Here is a 17912-nt window from a genome sequence, read left to right as displayed (position 1 = left end):
CAAAATTAATCAAAAAAACAAACCTATAGTATGAGTTTAAAAATGATTAACATACAAAAGTATTTATTTTTTGCGATGATGATGGTATTTTCTACATTTTCATTTGCACAAAAAAAGCAAAATTTTGTAATTGTTATTGATGCTGGTCATGGTGGACATGATGCTGGAGCAAGGGGAGTCGCTGATTATGAAAAGAATATCACGTTAGATGTTTCGAAAAGATTGGCGGAATTAATTAAGAAAAATCACAAAGATGTTAAAGTTGTTTTAACACGTGACACAGATATTTTTTTAGAATTATGGGAACGTACACGAATTTCAAATGATAATCATGCGAATTTATTTGTCTCGATTCACTGTAATTCGGCTGATAACAAAAGCGCAACAGGAACAGAAACATTTGTAATGGGATTGAAAAGATCTAACGAAACAGATGAGGTTTCTAAACGTGNNAAACTCGGTTGTGTTTTTAGAGAAAGATCAAGAACGTTACGAAAAATTTAATCCAAATGATCCAGAAGCAGTTATCGCTTTCGAGATTATGAATGCAGCTTACAAAGAGCAATCTATTCGTTTTGCAGATTTGGTAGAAAAAGGTTTCGTGAATCGTGATTTCAGAAAAAGTAGAGGTGTTAAACAAGCAAATTTTCACGTATTGAGAGGAAATGCTTCGCCTTCAGTTTTGGTTGAGTTAGGTTTTATTTCGAATTATGATGAAGGAACTTTTTTAGCATCAGACGAAGGAAAAGATAAAACGACGACTACAATTTATGAAGCTTTTAAACAATTCAAAAAAGAATATGATCGTAGAAGTGGAGTAGAGGACGAGGACGAAAAACCTAAACCAGTTAAAAAAGTTGAAAAACCTGTAGAAGGAAAAAAATTGAAGGTAAGGGTAATGGAATCTAAAATGAAATTCTCTTCAACTTCACCTCAATTAAGAGGTTTAACAGATTTAGATGTGATTCAGGAAGGTGATAATTACGTCTATTATTACGGGGAAACAGATTTGCAATCTCGTGCAGATGATTTGTTGCAAACGGTAAAACGTAAAGGATTTTCTGGTGCTAAAATTGTGGAATTTGAAACGAATAAAAAATTAGAAGGCGGTAAAAATTATCGTGTTCAGTTTATGACATCAAATAAAAAATATAAAGACAAAGACGAAAAGTTTAATGGATTGACAAATGTGTTGCGAGTAAAAGAAGGTGGACTTCAGAAATATTATTATGGTTCTGATAAAACAATGGAATCTGCTCAAAAAACATTGAAACAAGTACAAGACAAAGGTTTTAGAAACGCCTTTATCGTTACATTTAATGGCGAAGAACCAATGTAAACGTAATATAAAATGTTTCTTTACAAATTAAATTTTATTTTTGCATAAAATCATAACAAGTGAAGTTATCTAAAGAATTAAAAATAGGAGTTGTTACCATCTTAACCTTAGTAGGTTTTTTCATGCTATTCAATTTCTTAAAAGGTCAAAATATTTTTTCATCAGGACGTTTGTTTACAGTAAAATACGAAAATGTAAGCGGATTAGCTCCTTCTAAACCTGTTTCTGTAAACGGTTTGAGAGTTGGTCAGGTGAAAGAAATTAAAATTATAGATACTGCAAAACCTATCTATTTTGAAGTCGTGATTTCTGTCGAAAAAGATATTCAATTTTCGAAAAAAACAATTGCAGAAATTTACGAACCAGGAATTATGTCTGGACCAGAAGTTAGACTTTTATTAGACTATGGACCAGATGTAGCAAAAGATGGTGATTATTTACAAGGTCGTATTGCAGGCGGAATGTTAGATGGTTTGACGAAACAATTAACACCAACTCAAGCAAAATTAGATAGTGTTTTATTAAGTTTTAATCAAACATTAGGAAGCGTAAATAACGTATTAGATCCGTCAACTCAACAAGATATTAAAGCAATGTTGAGAAACTTGAATCATACAATTGATTCGTTCGACAAAACAGCGCAATCGTTGACTGCAACATCAAATAGTGCAAATAATTTGATCAAAACAAACGAGAAAACATTGAACACTACGCTTAATAATGCAAGTGCTACAATGGCTTCTGCAAAAGCTACGGTTGACAAATTTGGAAAAACTGCGGATAAATTAAATGCGTTAGAATTAGATCAAGTGATTAAGAATTTCGAAAATGCATCTAAAAACTTAAATACATTGTTAGAAGATATGAACAATGGAAAAGGTTCTTTAGGAAAATTAGCAAAAGACGAAACACTTGCTAACGAGCTTGAAGCAACAATCAAAAATATGAATGAATTGGTAACTGACTTAAAGAAAAACCCAAGTCGTTATGTTAATATTTCTGTTTTTGGTAAAAAGCAACCAGTTCAGCCATAAGATCAAAACTAAAATTAAATACTCAAAACTCACAAAAAGACTAATAAAAAATGATGAAGTACATTCCAAATGTAATCTTTCTTCTAATTATGATAGGAAGTATTTGGTTCTTTGCACAAAACGTAAAGAAGCTTATACGTAACATCAAATTAGGAAAAGAAATCGATCGTTTCGATCATCCTGCGGAAAGGTGGAAAACGATGGCTCGTGTAGCTTTAGGACAAGGTAAAATGACTGTTCGTCCTCTTGCTGGTATTCTACATATCTTTGTTTATGTAGGATTTGTTTTAATCAATATCGAAGTATTAGAAATTATCATCGATGGTGTATTCGGAACACACCGTATTCTAAGTTTCTTAGGAGGTTTCTATAACGGAATGATTGGATTTTTCGAAATTTTAGCCTTTTTGGTGATGGTTTCGTGTATCATTTTCTTCTGTAGAAGAAACTTTGTGAAAGTTGGGCGTTTCTGGAAACCAGAAATGAAAGGCTGGGCAAAAGACGATGCTAATTATATCCTAATTATGGAGGTTGCATTTATGTTGGCTTTGTTTACAATGAACGGTGCAGATCAAGTGTTACAAAAAATGGGTGCAACTCATTATATCGAAACAGGATCTTTTCCAATTTCATCTTGGTTAACAGCGCCAATTATTAGTCAATTTAATGACATTACATTTATTACAATTATAGAAAGAGCAGCTTGGTGGTTTCATATCATCGGAATTTTCTTTTTCTTAAATTATTTGTATTATTCAAAACATTTACACATCATTTTGGCTTTTCCAAATACATGGTTTTCTAAGTTAGAACCAAAAGGAGAATTCAATAATTTACAATCTGTAACAGATGAGGTAAAAATGATGATGGATCCAAATGCAGATCCTTACGCAGCACCTGCCGAACCACAGGGAGAGCCAGAAACATTTGGAGCAAAAGATATTTTTGATTTAAACAGAGTACAATTATTGAATGCCTACACATGTACGGAGTGTGGGCGTTGTACATCTGAATGTCCAGCAAATTTGACAGGGAAAAAATTATCTCCTCGAAAAATTATGATGGATACGCGCGATCGTTTAGAAGAAGTAAGTAAAAACATCGATATAAACGGAAGTTTTGTAGATGATGGTAAAATGCTTGTCAACGATTACATTTCGCCAGAAGAATTATGGGCATGTACATCTTGTAATGCATGTACACAGGCTTGTCCAGTAAATATCGATCCGTTATCAATTATTGTTGATTTACGTCGTTATTTGGTAATGGAACAATCTGCTGCACCAAACGAGTTGAACATGATGATGACAAATGTCGAAAACAATGGAGCTCCTTGGCAATTTAACAATGCGGATAGATTGAATTGGGCAAACGATTAAAATTGTAAAATACAATTACTCATTCTCAAAGAACTATTAATTTTTATACATAACACACAAACACAACACACATGGAAAATTTCTTAGAGGAAAAAATTGAAAACGGAGAAAGAGTAAGTCCTATTTTACCAGAAAATGTCAAGAATTATTTAATTGACATTGATGGAACAATTTGCGATGATATTCCAAACGAAGAACCAGAACGTATGCTAACTGCGGAGTTATATCCAGATGCTTTAGAAACATTAAACAAATGGTACGACGAAGGACATATTATCACATTTTTTACATCACGTACAGAAGAACATCGTGAGTACACAGAAATTTGGTTGAACAAACATGGTTTCAAATATCATGGACTTTTAATGGGAAAACCTCGTGGAGGAAATTATCATTGGGTAGACAACCATTTAGTAAAAGCGACACGATACAATGGTAAATTTACAGATTTGGTAGAAAAAAATGTTTCGATTCAAGTTTTTGATGATGGAAAACATTAAACCAAATCCATTCAAATAACACAAAGACTACAAAAAAATATGTCAAATATTACAGTTAAAACAATGGCTCAATATATGGCCGAAGGCAAACAACCAGAAGTTTTGTTTTGGGTTGGATGTGCTGGAAGTTTTGATGATAGAGCTAAAAAAATAACACGTGCATTCGTTAAGATTTTAAATAATATTGGCGTAGAATTCGCCGTTTTAGGAACAGAAGAATCGTGTACAGGTGATCCTGCGAAACGTGCCGGAAACGAATTTGTTTTCCAAATGCAAGCCATGATGAACATCGAAGTTCTGAATGCTTACGAAGTGAAAAAAATCGTTACAACTTGTCCACATTGTTTCAATACCTTAAAAAATGAATACCCGAGTTTAGGTGGAGAGTATGAAGTTTTGCATCATTCTCAATATTTACAACAGTTAATCAACGAAGGTAAATTGAAATTAGAAGGCTCTGAAACGTTCAAAGGAAGACGAATCACTTTCCACGATCCTTGTTATTTAGGACGCGGTAACGATGTGTATGAAGCGCCTCGCGAATTAATCGAAAAATTAGATGCCGAGTTAGTCGAAATGAAACGTTGCAAAACACGTGGATTATGTTGTGGTGCTGGTGGAGCGCAGATGTTCAAAGAACCAGAAAAAGGAAACAAAGACATCAATGTAGAACGTACAGAAGAGGCTTTAGAGAAAGAGCCGCACATTATCGCAACAGGTTGTCCATTTTGTAATACAATGATGACAGACGGTGTAAAACACTTCGAAAAAGAATCAACGGTTATGGTAAAAGACTTAGCTGAATTGATTATGGAAGCGAAAGATTTATAATCGAATTTATAAAAATAATATAAAAAAGCCATCTCTTTGAGATGGCTTTTTTTTTGTACAAAAATTTTAACTTTCTAACATCTAACATCTAAAATTTCCGTATCTTTGAAACACAAATTTTAAATAAAGAGAAAATGAATTTAGCAGACGATTCAAGAATTTGGATTTTTCAAGCCAATCGTAAATTCTCAACAGAAGAAAAGCAAGCTATTACAGCTAAACTAAATACTTTTATAGCAGATTGGAATGCGCATGGCGCTGAACTTTTAGCTGATTTTGATTTACCTTACGATCAATTTATTGTAGTTGGTGTAGACGAAAATCAAGCGACAGCAAGTGGTTGTTCTATCGATAAATTAACGAAAATCGTACGTGAAATTGATGCAGATTATTCGTTTGATTTATTAAACAGAATGTTAGTTTCGTATGAAAATGAGGAGGAAGTTTTTATTGAAAAATTACCAACATTCAAACAAAAAGTAAAAGAAGGAGAAATCAAAAATGTAAAAGTTTTCAATAATGGAATTTCTTCTTTGAATGATTTTAATAAAAATTGGTTGTTACCAATCGAAGAAAGTTGGGCAAAAACATTATTAAATTAAACGTTTAAAATCCAAAAAATAGTAAAGCCGAGTTTAGAAATAAGCTCGGCTTTATTTTTGATAAAATATTGTTGAAAAAACACTATTTTTACGTAATAATAAATTAAAAATACTATGAAAAACAAAGGATGTCTTATTGGTGGAGTGATTCTTTTACTTCTTGCAGGAATAGCTTTCTGGGGAATTGGAGTTTCGAATACGATCAAAACAACAGACCAAGGTGTGCAAAAACAATGGTCGAATGTAGAAAATACATATCAAAAACGTTCAGATTTAGTTCCAAATTTAGTGAACACGGTAAAAGGTGCAGCGAATATGGAAAAAGAAACGTTAACAGCTGTAATTGATGCACGTGCAAAAGCGACTTCTAATCAAATTAAAATTGATGATCCAAGTCAATTAACAGATGCAAATATTGCGAAATTTCAACAAGCGCAAGATCAATTAGGATCTACATTAAGCCGTTTATTGGTTTCTGTTGAAAAATATCCAGATATTAAATTCAATCAAAATTTTACTTCTTTACAAGCAGAATTATCTTCTATCGAACAAGAAGTTTTATTTGAAAGAAAAAAATACAACGATGCTGCAGAGAAATTTAACAACATGATTGTAACTTTCCCTAACAGCTTAATCGCTGGTTTTACAGGTGCTACGAAAAAAGGTTATTTCAAAGCTGCTGCAGGATCTGAAAATGCTCCTAAAGTAGAATTCTAATCATTATGGGAAAAAAGAAACATAAATTTCTTTCTTCAAAAGATGAAAAAAAAATAATCGAAGCTATTCAGAAAGCCGAGAAAAATACAAGTGGGGAAATTCGAATTCATATTGAATTCGAATCTTCTCTCAATCATTTTGACAAAGCTTTAGAAGTTTTCGAGCAATTGGAAATGCATAAAACCAAAGATAGAAATGGTGTATTGTTTCATGTTTCGCCAACTGATCACAATTTTACAATTGTTGGAGACGAAGGAATTGACAATGTAACGCCAGACGATTTTTGGGACGATATAAAAGCAGATGTTGTCAAGCATTTCAAAAAAGAACATTATGTAAAAGGGCTTTGCAAAGGAATTAAGAAAACCGGCAAAGCACTTAAGAAATATTTTCCTCATCAAGAGGATGATACAAACGAATTACCAGATGAAATTAGCTACAGTTAAATACTTTTTTCTAACTTTTTTTCTTTCCATTTTAACTGTTTTTGGGCAAACACCTGATGAATTGGTTAATATGAAACATCCGCCTAAAAAGCTTGTGCAAGATTATGCACATGTTTTTGATGCAATGCAATTGGATGAATTAGAACGAAAATTGGTAGCCTATGATGATTCAACTTCTACGCAAATTTTGGTGTTAACAGTTGAATCTTTGGATGGTTATCCGTTAGAAATGTTTGCAAATGATATTGGTGAAAAATGGAAAGTTGGTACACAAGGAAAAGATAATGGAGTGGTAATTGTTTTGAGTGAACAAGATCGTAAGATTACGATTAGAACAGGTTATTCGGCTCAGATTTATCTACCACCAAGTGTCAACAAATCTATTATTGACAATGTTATTATTCCGTATTTCAAACAAGGCGATTACGCTGGCGGAATAAATGCTGGAGTCAATTCTATTTTTCAAGCTTTTGCAGGGAAATACAAACAAGACAAACCTAAATCTCAAGAACCAGAAATGGATTGGTTTGCATTGATTTTTGCCATAGGATTTTTCATTTTTATCTTCATTATTATTTCGAAAGGTAGAGGAGGTAATAATGGCGGAAATGGAGGTAGACGAAGAAGCTTGTTAGACGATATTATCATCATGAACACAGGAAGTTCTGTTTTCGGTGGCGGAGGTTTCGGCTCAGGAGGAAGTTCTTGGGGTGGATCATCTGGTGGAGGTGGCGGCTTTGGTGGCTTCGGAGGCGGAAGCTTCGGAGGCGGTGGCGCTTCTGGTAGTTGGTAATAGTTTTTATATGAATAAAAAAATACTTATTCTTTTAGTTGTAATTATAGCGTTCTTAAATATCTTTTTTTATTTCGGGAAATTATATTTTAATTTAAAGTATCCATTGTATGGTAATAGTAGTTTTAGTTCTAGTATAATTGTGTTTTTTTCTATATTAACAAGTATTGTTTTAGCATTTGTCTATAGAAAGATACCTATTGCATTTAGGTTTTTAATTTTTATATTATGTTTTTGTTTTATTTATTCTGTCTCGATTATATTTTTCAAGGACTTTTATATTAATGTAGATAAAGCTTTGGCAATAAATTATCCAATTAAGAATGCGAGTAAATATTATGATCACAATGATCCGATAATAAAATTAGAAGCTAATAATGGTAAGATTTATTATTATTTTCAAAAAACTTCGTTAGGAGATATTGAGATACCGAATAATGAAGTTGAAAATATAAGACTTAAAAAAAGTATTTTTGATTCTGAAGTATTATACTATTATATTAAATAAAACCAAAAATCCGAACGAAACCGTTCGGATTTTTTTAGGACTGAACATTATTCGTTAAATTCGTTTTCTAAATCAGTTTATGGAACTTCTAAATCATATTTACACCAATCAACGCAGTAATACAAACGATACGTCGGATGCGAGATCAGAATATCAGCGCGATTATGATCGTATTATTTTTTCGTCTGCCTTTCGTCGTTTACAGAACAAAACGCAAGTTTTTCCTTTGCCAGGAAGTGTTTTTGTTCATAATCGATTGACGCATTCGTTGGAAGTTTCGTCTGTTGGGCGTTCGATGGGAAATTTGGTTGGAAAGTTTATTTCCGAAAATTATAAATTAACAAAAGAGTCGCAAGAATTTTATAAATATAGCATTCACGATGTGATTTCGGCGGCGTGTTTGTGTCACGATATTGGAAATCCAGCTTTTGGACATTCGGGCGAAGATGCAATTGCCTCTTATTTTGATCGTCACGAAACAGATTTGAAACAATATTTTACTGAAGCCGAATGGGCTGATTTAATCAATTTTGAAGGAAATGCGAATGCAATCCGAATTTTAACACAACAACAAAATGGAAAATCGGAAGGAGGTTTGCGTTTGACATATTCTACGTTGGCTGCGATAGCAAAATATCCGTGCGAATCGGTTGCAAAAGATAAAAGTCAATTGCATCGAAAGAAGTTTGGATTTTTTCAGGCACAAAAAGATGCGTTCCGAACAATTGCTGAAAAAACGAATATGATTTTGGAACAAGATTCGCCAATTATTTACAAGCGACATCCGTTTGTATGGTTGGTAGAAGCGGCTGACGATATTTGTTATTCGATTATAGACGTTGAAGATTCGCAACGTTTAGGAATTATTGACCATGATAAATGCCGAAAATTATTTTTGAATTTAGTAGAATCTTTAGATCCTTCACAAATTGATAAAACAAAAAATACATTAAAATCTATTTCAGATAAAAATGATCGAATAGCGTATTTACGTGCCAAATCAATTAATTTATTGACGCAAAAATCGGTTGAAGTTTACCAAAATAATTTTGATCAGATTGTAAAAGGTGAATTTAAAACGGCGCTATTAGATGTCATTAAAAATGAAACGGAACAAGTAACGAAACGAGTTTTGGACGAAATTCAACGTTTCTCTATTGAAAACATTTACAACCATCGTTCTGTTCTCGAAATAGAAAATGCAGGTTATAATGTAATGTCTGAATTACTTTCGCAATTTATTCCACCAATTTTGAAAGATGAAAAAGAACGCAAAACGTTTGAGAAAAAAGCGTTGCGTTTAGTTCCTGCTCAGTTTTTGTATGAAAAAGGAACAAAGTATCAAAAAGTTATGGGAATTTTGGATTATGTTTCGGGAATGACTGATAATTACGCAACAGAATTGTATCGCCGTATCAAAGGAATTGAAATTGGAATGACGATCTAGTTACGAAATTAGAAATACGAGGTGGGAATTTTGTTATATTTTAAATAACTAATTTCAAGTTTCGTAAAACGAACTTCTAATTTCGAATAACGAATAACTAAATAACATCACACGATAATGAAAAATGTAACAATACGAGAAGCAAGAAAAGAAGATTGCCCTCGAATTTTAGAGTTAATTCACGAATTAGCTTTATACGAAAAAGCGCCAGAAGAAGTAACGGTAACCTTAGAAGAAATGGAAGAATGTGGTTTTGGAGATAAACCAGTTTGGGGCTCTTTGGTCGCAGAAGTGGACGGAAATGTAGAAGGAATTGCGTTGCATTACGACCGTTATTCAACTTGGAAAGGACGAAGATTATATTTGGAAGATTTAATTGTAACCGAAAAAATGCGCGGTTCTGGAATTGGAAAATTATTGTTAGATGAATTAATTGTTTACGGAAAAGCAAATAATTACCACGGAATGGTTTGGCAAGTGTTGGATTGGAATGAGCCTGCAATTAATTTCTACAAAAAATACAATGCTGATTTTGATCCAGAATGGATTAATGTTTCAGTGAATTTTTAACCAATAAAAAAGACTCAAATCATATGATTTGAGTCTTTTTTATTTTGCTTACCGCTATTTCATAAATCCTTCATACCATTTCCACAAAATAATACCTGTACAAACAGAAACATTTAAAGAGTGTTTTGTTCCAGATTGTGGAATTTCGATACACGTATCACATTGATCAATGATTGATTGTTGTACACCATCAACCTCATTTCCCATCACAATTGCATATTTCTGAGATTGGTCAACTTCAAATTCATTCAACAAAACAGAACCTTCTGTTTGTTCAATCGTTACAATTTGGTAACCATCTTCTTTTAGTTTTGTAACCAATTCATTCGAATCTTTTACATATTCCCAATCAACAGAATTTTCTGCACCAATTGCCGTTTTATGAATTTCTTTATGTGGCGGAGTTGCTGTAATTCCACACAAATAAATTTTATCAATTAAAAATGCATCCGAAGTTCTAAAAACCGCACCAACATTGTGCATACTTCTTACATTATCCAACACCACAACAATCGGATGTTTTTCAATAGCTTTATATTCTTCCGCAGAAACGCGACCTAATTCGTCTAATTTTAGTTTTCTCATCACTTCGTTTTTAACTAACTTAGCTGTTCAAAATTTATAATAATTTGACAAAAGTAGTAAAGAATAAGGAAACTCCTCTAATGAAACAATATAACACGATTAAGGCGAAATATCCTGATGCGATGTTGTTGTTCCGTGTGGGAGATTTTTACGAAACATTTGGAGAAGATGCTGTGCGAGCTTCTCGCATTTTAGATATAGTTTTAACGAAACGCGCCAACGGCTCTGATAATAGTGCTTTGGCAGGTTTTCCTCATCATAGTTTGAATACTTATTTGCCAAAATTGGTGAAAGCTGGTTTGCGTGTTGCAATTTGCGATCAGCTCGAAGATCCAAAGATGGTAAAAGGTATCGTAAAACGAGGTGTTACAGAATTGGTTACGCCTGGTGTTGCATTGCAAGATGAGGTTTTGTCGTCAAAATCGAATAACTTTTTGATGGCTGTTCATCAAGGTGATAAAGCTTTTGGAATAGCTTTGTTAGATGTTTCGACTGGAGAATTTTTAGTTTCTGAAGGACAAGAAGATCAAGTGGCAAAAATTATTCAATCGTTTCGTCCAAGTGAAGTGATTTACCAGAAACGTGTCAAATATAATTTTTCTGATGTCAAAAGTAAATTTTTGTTGGATGATTGGGCTTTTCAATATGATTTTGCAATTGATAAATTAACCAATCTTTTCAAAACTAAGAATCTTAAAGGTTTTGGAATCGAGGATTTAAAAGATGGAATTATTTCTGCTGGTGCTATTTTAGCTTACTTGGACGATACGCATCATTTCGAAATTCAGCACTTAACATCTATTCAGCGTCTTAATCAAGATAGTTTTGTTTGGATGGATCCATTTACGATTCGCAATCTCGAATTGGTTTATTCTCCACACCCAAAAGGTGTTACGTTATTAAATGTTTTAGATGATACCAAAACTCCGATGGGTGCTCGTTTATTGAATCGTTGGATGGTGATGGTATTGAAAGATTTGAAATCAATTCAACGTCGTCAAAATATTGTCGAATATTTCTACAAATTTGGAGATTTACGTTACGATCTACGCGAAAAATTAGGTCAATTAACCGATTTAGAACGTTTGGCTGGAAAAGTTTCGACAGGAAAAATTACACCTCGTCAATTACAACAATTAGCACAAAGTCTTAAAATTTCGGAAGAAATAAAAGAAGTTGCTGAACAATCAAATATCAAACAAGTTTCGGATTTATTTTCTCGAATCGAACCAATTGATCATTTAACGCAAAAGATTTTTGATACACTTTCTGACGAACCTCCGCATCAAATTGTAAAAGGAAATGTGATTAGAGAAGGTGTTTCAGAAGAGTTGGATCGATTACGAAAAATTCAGTTTTCTGGGAAAGATTATTTGGATCAAATGTGTCAACGTGAAACAGAACGAACTGGAATTTCGTCCTTGAAAATTGCGTTCAATAATGTGTTTGGTTATTATATTGAAGTTCGAAATACGCACAAAGATAAAGTGCCAGAAGAATGGATTCGTAAGCAAACTTTGGTGAATGCAGAGCGTTATATTACCGAAGAATTAAAAGAGTACGAAACACAAATTCTTGGTGCAGAAGAAAAAATTCTTGCAATAGAAAATCAATTATTTATTGAATTGTTACAAGAAATTATCACTAAACTTTTACCGATTCAACAAACGGCAAAAGCAATTGCTTTTTTGGATGTTTTGTCAACTTTTGCAGAAATAGCAGAGAAAAATAATTATACTAAACCGTCTCTTAATGATGGTTTTGAACTAAATATAAAAGAAGGTCGTCATGCTGTGATTGAGCAACAATTACCAATTGGTGAACAATATGTGTCGAATAATGTTGAGTTAAATTCAGATCATCAACAAATTATTATGATTACTGGACCAAATATGTCTGGTAAATCGGCACTTTTACGTCAAACTGCTTTGATTGTTTTGATGGCGCAAATAGGAAGTTTTGTTCCAGCACAAGCAGCAGATTTAGGAATTATTGACAAAGTTTTTACTCGAGTTGGTGCTTCAGATAATATTTCGTCAGGCGAATCGACGTTTATGGTCGAAATGAATGAAACGGCAAGTATTTTAAATAACATTTCGGAACGAAGTTTGATTTTGTTGGATGAAATTGGTCGAGGGACTTCTACGTACGATGGTATTTCAATTGCTTGGGCAATTGCAGAATTCCTACATCAAAGTGCTTTGAAACCAAAAACATTGTTTGCTACACATTATCATGAATTGAATGAAATGTCAAAATCGATGGAACGTATCAAAAACTTTAATGTCAGTATCAAAGAAACAAAAGATACAATATTATTTTTGAGAAAATTAGTTCCAGGAGGAAGTGAGCACAGTTTTGGTATACATGTTGCTAAAATGGCTGGGATGCCGAAACGAGTGGTGGACAGAGCGAATGATGTGTTGAAAGTTTTGGAAGCGACGAAAACAGATGAAGGAATCTCGAATAAAACGGAGAAAATAACGCAAGATAATATGCAATTAAGTTTCTTTCAGTTAGATGATCCAATTTTAGAATCGATTCGAGAAGAAATTATGAACACAGATATTAATACTTTAACACCTGTTGAAGCATTGATGAAATTGAATGAAATCAAAAAGAAACTCGGTAAATAAACTTAAAAATATGAAGAAAATAATTTTAACAGCTGCAGGAGCTTTAGTCTTAGCTTCTTGTGCTACAAATCCAGTTACAGGACGTAAATCGTTGTCATTAGTATCGAACGCTGATTTATTTCCGACAGCTTATAATCAGTATTCTCAAGTTCTTAAACAAGGTAAAGTGATTACTGGTACTGCTGATGCAAAAATGGTGCAAACAGTAGGGGAACGTCTAAAATATGCCGCTGAAAAATATTATCAAGAAAAAGGAATATCTTCTCAATTACAAGGTTATCAATGGCAATTTACGTTGTTGAATGCAAACGAAGTAAATGCGTGGTGTATGCCTGGAGGTAAAGTTGCAGTTTATTCAGGTATTTTGCCTGTTACCAAAGATGCAACGGGATTGGCTGTTGTTTTAGGTCACGAAATTGGTCACGCTTTGGCTGGTCATAGTGCGGAGCAAGCTTCTCAGCAAATGGCAGCACAAGGTTTAGGACAAATTGTAGGTGGATCTATTGGAAATGCAGAATATGCAAAAGTTTTTGAACAATTATATCCTGTAGGTGCACAAGTTGGTTTACTAAACTATTCTCGTAAAATGGAATTAGATGCTGATGTTACAGGATTGTATTTAATGGCGATGGCTGGTTATGACCCTTCTCAAGCAATTCCTTTTTGGGAACGTATGGCTGCGAAAAGTGGAAATGCTGGAGTTTCAGAATTTTTGAGTACTCACCCTTCTGATGCTACGCGTATGGCTAAAATAAAGGAAGCCTTACCAACTGCTTTAGCATATTACAATGCAAGTCCGTATAAAGGAAAATAGAATAGTTTTTATTCATTTATAAAATATAAGCGAGTTAATTTGATAAATTGATTCGCTTTTTTTATATTTAGTATTCAAAACCACAATTAAAATTAAAATGATTAACAATTTTAGAATCAATTCGTTTTCTGAATATAAGAAAGCGTATAAAAAAAGTGTCGAGGAGCCTGAAAAATTTTGGGATAAAATTGCTGGAAACTTCGTTTGGCAAAAGAAATGGGACAAAACACTTGAATATAATTTTGAACAAGCAGATTTTAAATGGTTTCAAGGTGGACAACTAAATATTACCGAAAATGTTTTGGATCGTCATTTAGAAAAAAATGGAAACAAAACCGCTTTAATTTGGGAACCAAATAATCCTTTAGAAGAATCTCGAATTATTACATATCGTCAATTGCATTCAAAAGTTTGTCAATTTGCGAATGTCTTAAAAAATAATGGTGTACAAAAAGGAGATCGTGTGTGTATTTATATGCCAATGATTCCAGAATTAGCCATTGCAATGTTAGCTTGCGCGCGTATTGGTGCGGTGCATTCTATTGTTTTTGCAGGATTTTCTTCTGCTGCTATAGCCTCTCGTATCAACGATGCGCAATGTAAGGTTTTGGTGACAGCAAACGAAGTTTTTCGTGGAACGAAATCAATTAACTTAAAATCAATTTGTGATGAAGCCTTAAAAGATTGTGCTTCTATTCAGTCGTGTATTGTTTATCGTCGTGCTATAGAGCCTACTTCTATGGTTGGTGGACGAGATAAATTTTGGATTGATGAAATGCATAAGGTAGACGATAATTGTCCTGCGGAAATTATGGATGCCGAAGATCCTTTGTTTATTTTGTATACTTCTGGTTCTACGGGAAAACCAAAAGGAATGGTGCATACATGCGGTGGATATATGGTAGAAACGGCTTATTCGTTCGATAATATTTTTCAAATGGAGCACAACGATATTTATTGGTGTACAGCAGATATCGGTTGGATTACGGGACATAGTTACATTATTTATGGACCTTTGGCTTGTGGAGCAACTTCGGTAATGTTCGAAGGAATTCCAAGTTTTCCTGATTTTGGACGTTTTTGGGAAATTGTCGAAAAATTAAAAGTGACACATTTCTATACAGCTCCAACAGCAATTCGTTCGTTAGCTCGTGAATCGTTAGATTATGTCGAGAAATATGATTTATCAAGTCTTAAAGTTTTAGGATCAGTTGGTGAACCAATTAACGAAGAAGCTTGGCACTGGTTTAATGATTATATTGGAAAAGGAAATTGTCCAATTGTAGATACATGGTGGCAAACCGAAACAGGTTCGATTTTGATTTCGCCATTAGCAGGAATTACGCCGCTTCGTCCAACGTTTGCAACATTGCCACTTCCTGGAATTCAGCCAGTTTTAATGGATGAACAAGGAAAAGAAGTAGAAGCAGTAAATGAGAAAGCAGAAGGACGTTTAGCAATTAAATTTCCTTGGCCATCTATGGCTCGTACTATTTATGGTGATCATAAACGTTATGTAGAAACTTATTTTTCAACATTTCCAGGATATTATTTTACAGGAGATGGAGCTTATCGCGATGTAATGGAAAATTATCGAATTACAGGACGTGTAGATGATGTGGTGATTGTTTCTGGACATAATTTAGGAACTGCACCAATAGAAAATGCAATAAATGAACACGAAGCTGTAGCAGAAAGCGCAGTTGTTGGTTATCCTCATGATATCAAAGGAAATGCATTATATGCTTTCGTGATTTTACAAGATGGAGTACAAGGTTCACCAGAACTTGAAGCAGAAATAAAAAATGGAGTTTCTAAATTAATTGGAGCAATTGCAAAACCAGATAAAATACAGTTTGTTTCAGGTTTACCAAAAACGCGAAGTGGAAAAATTATGCGCCGTATTTTGAGAAAAATTGCAAGTAACGAAACTGATTTTGGCGATACTTCAACATTATTAGATCCAGATGTTGTAACTGTTATTCAGAAAGGAAAAGTTTAAAGTAAGGCTGAGGTTAAGATTTAGCCTAAGTTTATCAAAATAATTTTCAAAACAAAAAGCATTACCCAAAAAGTAATGCTTTTTTGGTTTGATTATTTTGGATAAATTTTCTTATCTAAATTTCCTTTATATAGCCGAGATTCAATGCATTTTTTGTAATTTTGTAGACTTTTTAAAGGTATGATAAAAATTTCACCAGTTTTAGAATCGTATTTAGATCATCATGTGGATCAAGAACCTGAAATCTTGAGCCGTTTACGTGTTGAAACTTATCAATGTACAACGCAGCCACACATGATTTCGGGCGAATATCAAGGTCGTTTGTTAAGCATTTTGTCGAAGATTTTAGCGCCTAAAACTATTTTAGAGTTAGGAACTTTCACAGGTTACGCAACATTGTGTTTGGCAGAAGGTTTGACTGCTGATGGAAAAATCATTACGATGGATAAAAATGATGAGTTAGAATATCTTTGCAGAAAGTATTTTGATGAATCAGAATTTGCTTCAAAAATTGATTTCAGAATCAATGATGCGCGCAAAGAATTGAATACAATTGAAAAATATTCTGTAGATTTAGCTTTTATTGATGCCGATAAAGAGAGTTATCCTTATTATTTCGAGAAGGTATTGGAACTTCTTCGTCCCGGAGGAGCAATGTTGGTTGACAATGTGTTGTGGTACGGAAAAGTGATGATGGAGGAGGAAGATAAGAAAGATCCTTCGACAAAAATCTTGAAAGAATTTAATGAGATGGTAACGAAAGATGAACGTGTCGAATCGATCATTTTACCAATTCGTGATGGAATTACATTAATTCGAAAAAAATAATGAAGTACGCCATTTGTCAAGTAAGTGTTGCGCCATTGCGCTCCGAAGCAAGAGATTCATCAGAAATGGTGAGTCAGGTTTTGTTTGGAGAAAAGTTGATTATTTTAGAAGAATTAGAAAAATGGACGAAAGTTCAGTTAGCTTTTGATGGTTATGAAGGTTGGCTTGATCCAAAACAAATTGTAGAAATTTCGGAAGAAGAATATAATAAAGATTCAATCGAGAAATTTGCTATCAATCCGTACAATCATGCGATGGAAAGTGGCTTGCCAATGACTTTGACAATTGGAGCTGAGGTTCGTGCTTTGAATGAAAGTAAAATCAAAATTGGTCCAAAATGTTTTGAATATTTTGGGGTATATACTTCTGGTAAAAAATCAAAAGATCAATTGGTCGAAATAGCAAAAGCCTATCTAAATGTGCCTTATTTATGGGGCGGAAAATCTTCTTTTGGAATTGATTGTTCTGGTTTAACGCAACAAGTGTACAAAATAGGAGGTTACAAAATTCCGAGAGATGCTTATCAACAAGCGGAAATGGGCGAAGTTTTGAGTTTTGTAGAAGAAGCAGAACCTGGAGATTTAGCTTTTTTTGATAATGCAGAAGGTCGAATTATTCATGTCGGAATTATGTGTGGAAATGGAAAGATTTTACATGCACACGGAAAAGTTCGCATTGATCCAATTGATACAAATGGAATTTTCAATACCGATTCTCAAAAATATTCGCATAAATTGCGATGCATTCGAAAATTAATTCCTTAATAATAGAGTAAAAATCATTTCATTCGAAATGATTTTTTTGTTTTAATTGAAATCAAATCTAAATAGGACATAATCAGTGATTAAACTATTTTTTAATTGGATTTAGCTGTAACTTTA

General features: G+C 33.4%; 18 protein-coding genes. 17 read left to right on the top strand and 1 reads right to left on the bottom strand.

Annotated features, from left to right (window positions below; all coding sequences use genetic code 11):
- Positions 1 to 30: 30 nt before the first annotated feature.
- The 12 genes from B4H69_RS00630 to B4H69_RS00575 all read left to right on the top strand — a co-directional run bounded on the left by B4H69_RS00630 (position 31) and on the right by B4H69_RS00575 (position 10166).
- On the top strand, positions 31 to 504 hold the full coding sequence (locus B4H69_RS00630) for an N-acetylmuramoyl-L-alanine amidase family protein (protein ID WP_422653361.1): 474 nt from the start codon (positions 31 to 33) through the stop codon (positions 502 to 504).
- Positions 434 to 1339, top strand: a complete 906-nt coding sequence (locus tag B4H69_RS00625; RefSeq protein WP_291092344.1) for an N-acetylmuramoyl-L-alanine amidase family protein — start codon at positions 434 to 436, stop codon at positions 1337 to 1339. The genes B4H69_RS00630 and B4H69_RS00625 overlap by 71 nt, the downstream gene beginning before the upstream one ends.
- Before the next feature lie 59 nt (positions 1340 to 1398).
- Positions 1399 to 2373, top strand: a complete 975-nt coding sequence (locus tag B4H69_RS00620) for an MlaD family protein (protein WP_038332017.1) — start codon at positions 1399 to 1401, stop codon at positions 2371 to 2373.
- Between the two features lie 53 nt (positions 2374 to 2426).
- Positions 2427 to 3752: a (Fe-S)-binding protein gene (locus B4H69_RS00615; RefSeq protein ID WP_291092468.1), complete on the top strand. Its 1326-nt coding sequence runs from the start codon at positions 2427 to 2429 to the stop codon at positions 3750 to 3752.
- A gap of 71 nt (positions 3753 to 3823) precedes the next feature.
- Positions 3824 to 4252 (top strand): LNS2 domain-containing protein, encoded by a 429-nt coding sequence (locus tag B4H69_RS00610; protein ID WP_038332019.1) that lies wholly within the window; start codon positions 3824 to 3826, stop codon positions 4250 to 4252.
- A 39-nt stretch (positions 4253 to 4291) separates the two neighbouring features.
- Positions 4292 to 5083: a (Fe-S)-binding protein gene (locus B4H69_RS00605; protein WP_038332021.1), complete on the top strand. Its 792-nt coding sequence runs from the start codon at positions 4292 to 4294 to the stop codon at positions 5081 to 5083.
- A 134-nt stretch (positions 5084 to 5217) separates the two neighbouring features.
- Positions 5218 to 5685, top strand: a complete 468-nt coding sequence (locus tag B4H69_RS00600; protein WP_291058915.1) for an ABC transporter ATPase — start codon at positions 5218 to 5220, stop codon at positions 5683 to 5685.
- A gap of 114 nt (positions 5686 to 5799) precedes the next feature.
- Positions 5800 to 6402 (top strand): LemA family protein, encoded by a 603-nt coding sequence (locus tag B4H69_RS00595; protein ID WP_286478792.1) that lies wholly within the window; start codon positions 5800 to 5802, stop codon positions 6400 to 6402.
- A 5-nt stretch (positions 6403 to 6407) separates the two neighbouring features.
- Entirely contained in the window at positions 6408 to 6848 is a 441-nt protein-coding gene (locus tag B4H69_RS00590) for a TPM domain-containing protein (protein ID WP_180904994.1), read from the top strand.
- Entirely contained in the window at positions 6829 to 7641 is an 813-nt protein-coding gene (locus B4H69_RS00585) for a TPM domain-containing protein (RefSeq protein WP_180904993.1), read from the top strand. Before B4H69_RS00590 ends, B4H69_RS00585 begins: the two co-directional genes overlap by 20 nt.
- 587 nt (positions 7642 to 8228) lie before the next feature.
- Positions 8229 to 9596 carry a deoxyguanosinetriphosphate triphosphohydrolase gene (locus B4H69_RS00580; protein WP_180904992.1) on the top strand — a complete coding sequence of 456 codons (1368 nt, stop codon included), beginning with the start codon at positions 8229 to 8231 and terminating at the stop codon, positions 9594 to 9596.
- A gap of 117 nt (positions 9597 to 9713) precedes the next feature.
- Positions 9714 to 10166, top strand: coding sequence for a GNAT family N-acetyltransferase (locus B4H69_RS00575; protein WP_180904991.1), 453 nt, complete (start codon positions 9714 to 9716; stop codon positions 10164 to 10166).
- A 54-nt stretch (positions 10167 to 10220) separates the two neighbouring features.
- Here B4H69_RS00575 and B4H69_RS00570 read toward each other — a convergent pair whose 3' ends face one another.
- The gene (locus B4H69_RS00570) at positions 10221 to 10751 is read right to left on the bottom strand and encodes an RNA methyltransferase (RefSeq protein ID WP_180904990.1); all 531 of its coding nucleotides are present in this window, start codon (positions 10749 to 10751) and stop codon (positions 10221 to 10223) included.
- Between the two features lie 80 nt (positions 10752 to 10831).
- Here B4H69_RS00570 and mutS point away from each other — a divergent pair, with 80 nt between their 5' ends.
- From mutS to B4H69_RS00545, 5 genes are all read left to right on the top strand, one after another.
- Positions 10832 to 13387, top strand: a complete 2556-nt coding sequence (gene mutS, locus B4H69_RS00565) for a DNA mismatch repair protein MutS (RefSeq protein WP_180904989.1) — start codon at positions 10832 to 10834, stop codon at positions 13385 to 13387.
- A 10-nt stretch (positions 13388 to 13397) separates the two neighbouring features.
- A complete protein-coding gene (locus tag B4H69_RS00560) occupies positions 13398 to 14201 on the top strand; it encodes a M48 family metallopeptidase (protein ID WP_180904988.1) in 804 nt (267 codons plus the stop codon).
- A gap of 97 nt (positions 14202 to 14298) precedes the next feature.
- Positions 14299 to 16203: an acetate--CoA ligase gene (gene acs, locus B4H69_RS00555; protein WP_180904987.1), complete on the top strand. Its 1905-nt coding sequence runs from the start codon at positions 14299 to 14301 to the stop codon at positions 16201 to 16203.
- 180 nt (positions 16204 to 16383) lie between these two features.
- On the top strand, positions 16384 to 17031 hold the full coding sequence (locus B4H69_RS00550; RefSeq protein ID WP_291092337.1) for an O-methyltransferase: 648 nt from the start codon (positions 16384 to 16386) through the stop codon (positions 17029 to 17031).
- Positions 17031 to 17795 carry a C40 family peptidase gene (locus B4H69_RS00545; RefSeq protein WP_180904985.1) on the top strand — a complete coding sequence of 255 codons (765 nt, stop codon included), beginning with the start codon at positions 17031 to 17033 and terminating at the stop codon, positions 17793 to 17795. Before B4H69_RS00550 ends, B4H69_RS00545 begins: the two co-directional genes overlap by 1 nt.
- Positions 17796 to 17912: the final 117 nt, after the last annotated feature.

The organism is Empedobacter sp. UBA6745 (assembly GCF_002453775.1).
GTDB classification, from domain to species: domain Bacteria; phylum Bacteroidota; class Bacteroidia; order Flavobacteriales; family Weeksellaceae; genus Empedobacter; species Empedobacter falsenii_C.
This window is presented reverse-complemented; position numbering and strand designations above follow the sequence as displayed.

What these genes read in the sequence shown, in the direction of transcription:
- B4H69_RS00590 (WP_180904994.1), top strand. Translation starts at nt 6,408, where the DNA reads ATGGGAAAAAAGAAACATAAATTTCTTTCTTCAAAAGATGAAAAAAAA.
- B4H69_RS00610 (WP_038332019.1), top strand. Translation starts at nt 3,824, where the DNA reads ATGGAAAATTTCTTAGAGGAAAAAATTGAAAACGGAGAAAGAGTAAGT.
- B4H69_RS00570 (WP_180904990.1), bottom strand. Translation starts at nt 10,751, where the DNA reads ATGAGAAAACTAAAATTAGACGAATTAGGTCGCGTTTCTGCGGAAGAA.
- B4H69_RS00550 (WP_291092337.1), top strand. Translation starts at nt 16,384, where the DNA reads ATGATAAAAATTTCACCAGTTTTAGAATCGTATTTAGATCATCATGTG.
- acs (WP_180904987.1), top strand. Translation starts at nt 14,299, where the DNA reads ATGATTAACAATTTTAGAATCAATTCGTTTTCTGAATATAAGAAAGCG.
- B4H69_RS00560 (WP_180904988.1), top strand. Translation starts at nt 13,398, where the DNA reads ATGAAGAAAATAATTTTAACAGCTGCAGGAGCTTTAGTCTTAGCTTCT.
- B4H69_RS00600 (WP_291058915.1), top strand. Translation starts at nt 5,218, where the DNA reads ATGAATTTAGCAGACGATTCAAGAATTTGGATTTTTCAAGCCAATCGT.
- B4H69_RS00605 (WP_038332021.1), top strand. Translation starts at nt 4,292, where the DNA reads ATGTCAAATATTACAGTTAAAACAATGGCTCAATATATGGCCGAAGGC.
- B4H69_RS00595 (WP_286478792.1), top strand. Translation starts at nt 5,800, where the DNA reads ATGAAAAACAAAGGATGTCTTATTGGTGGAGTGATTCTTTTACTTCTT.
- B4H69_RS00585 (WP_180904993.1), top strand. Translation starts at nt 6,829, where the DNA reads ATGAAATTAGCTACAGTTAAATACTTTTTTCTAACTTTTTTTCTTTCC.
- B4H69_RS00575 (WP_180904991.1), top strand. Translation starts at nt 9,714, where the DNA reads ATGAAAAATGTAACAATACGAGAAGCAAGAAAAGAAGATTGCCCTCGA.
- B4H69_RS00545 (WP_180904985.1), top strand. Translation starts at nt 17,031, where the DNA reads ATGAAGTACGCCATTTGTCAAGTAAGTGTTGCGCCATTGCGCTCCGAA.
- B4H69_RS00615 (WP_291092468.1), top strand. Translation starts at nt 2,427, where the DNA reads ATGAAGTACATTCCAAATGTAATCTTTCTTCTAATTATGATAGGAAGT.
- B4H69_RS00580 (WP_180904992.1), top strand. Translation starts at nt 8,229, where the DNA reads ATGGAACTTCTAAATCATATTTACACCAATCAACGCAGTAATACAAAC.
- mutS (WP_180904989.1), top strand. Translation starts at nt 10,832, where the DNA reads ATGAAACAATATAACACGATTAAGGCGAAATATCCTGATGCGATGTTG.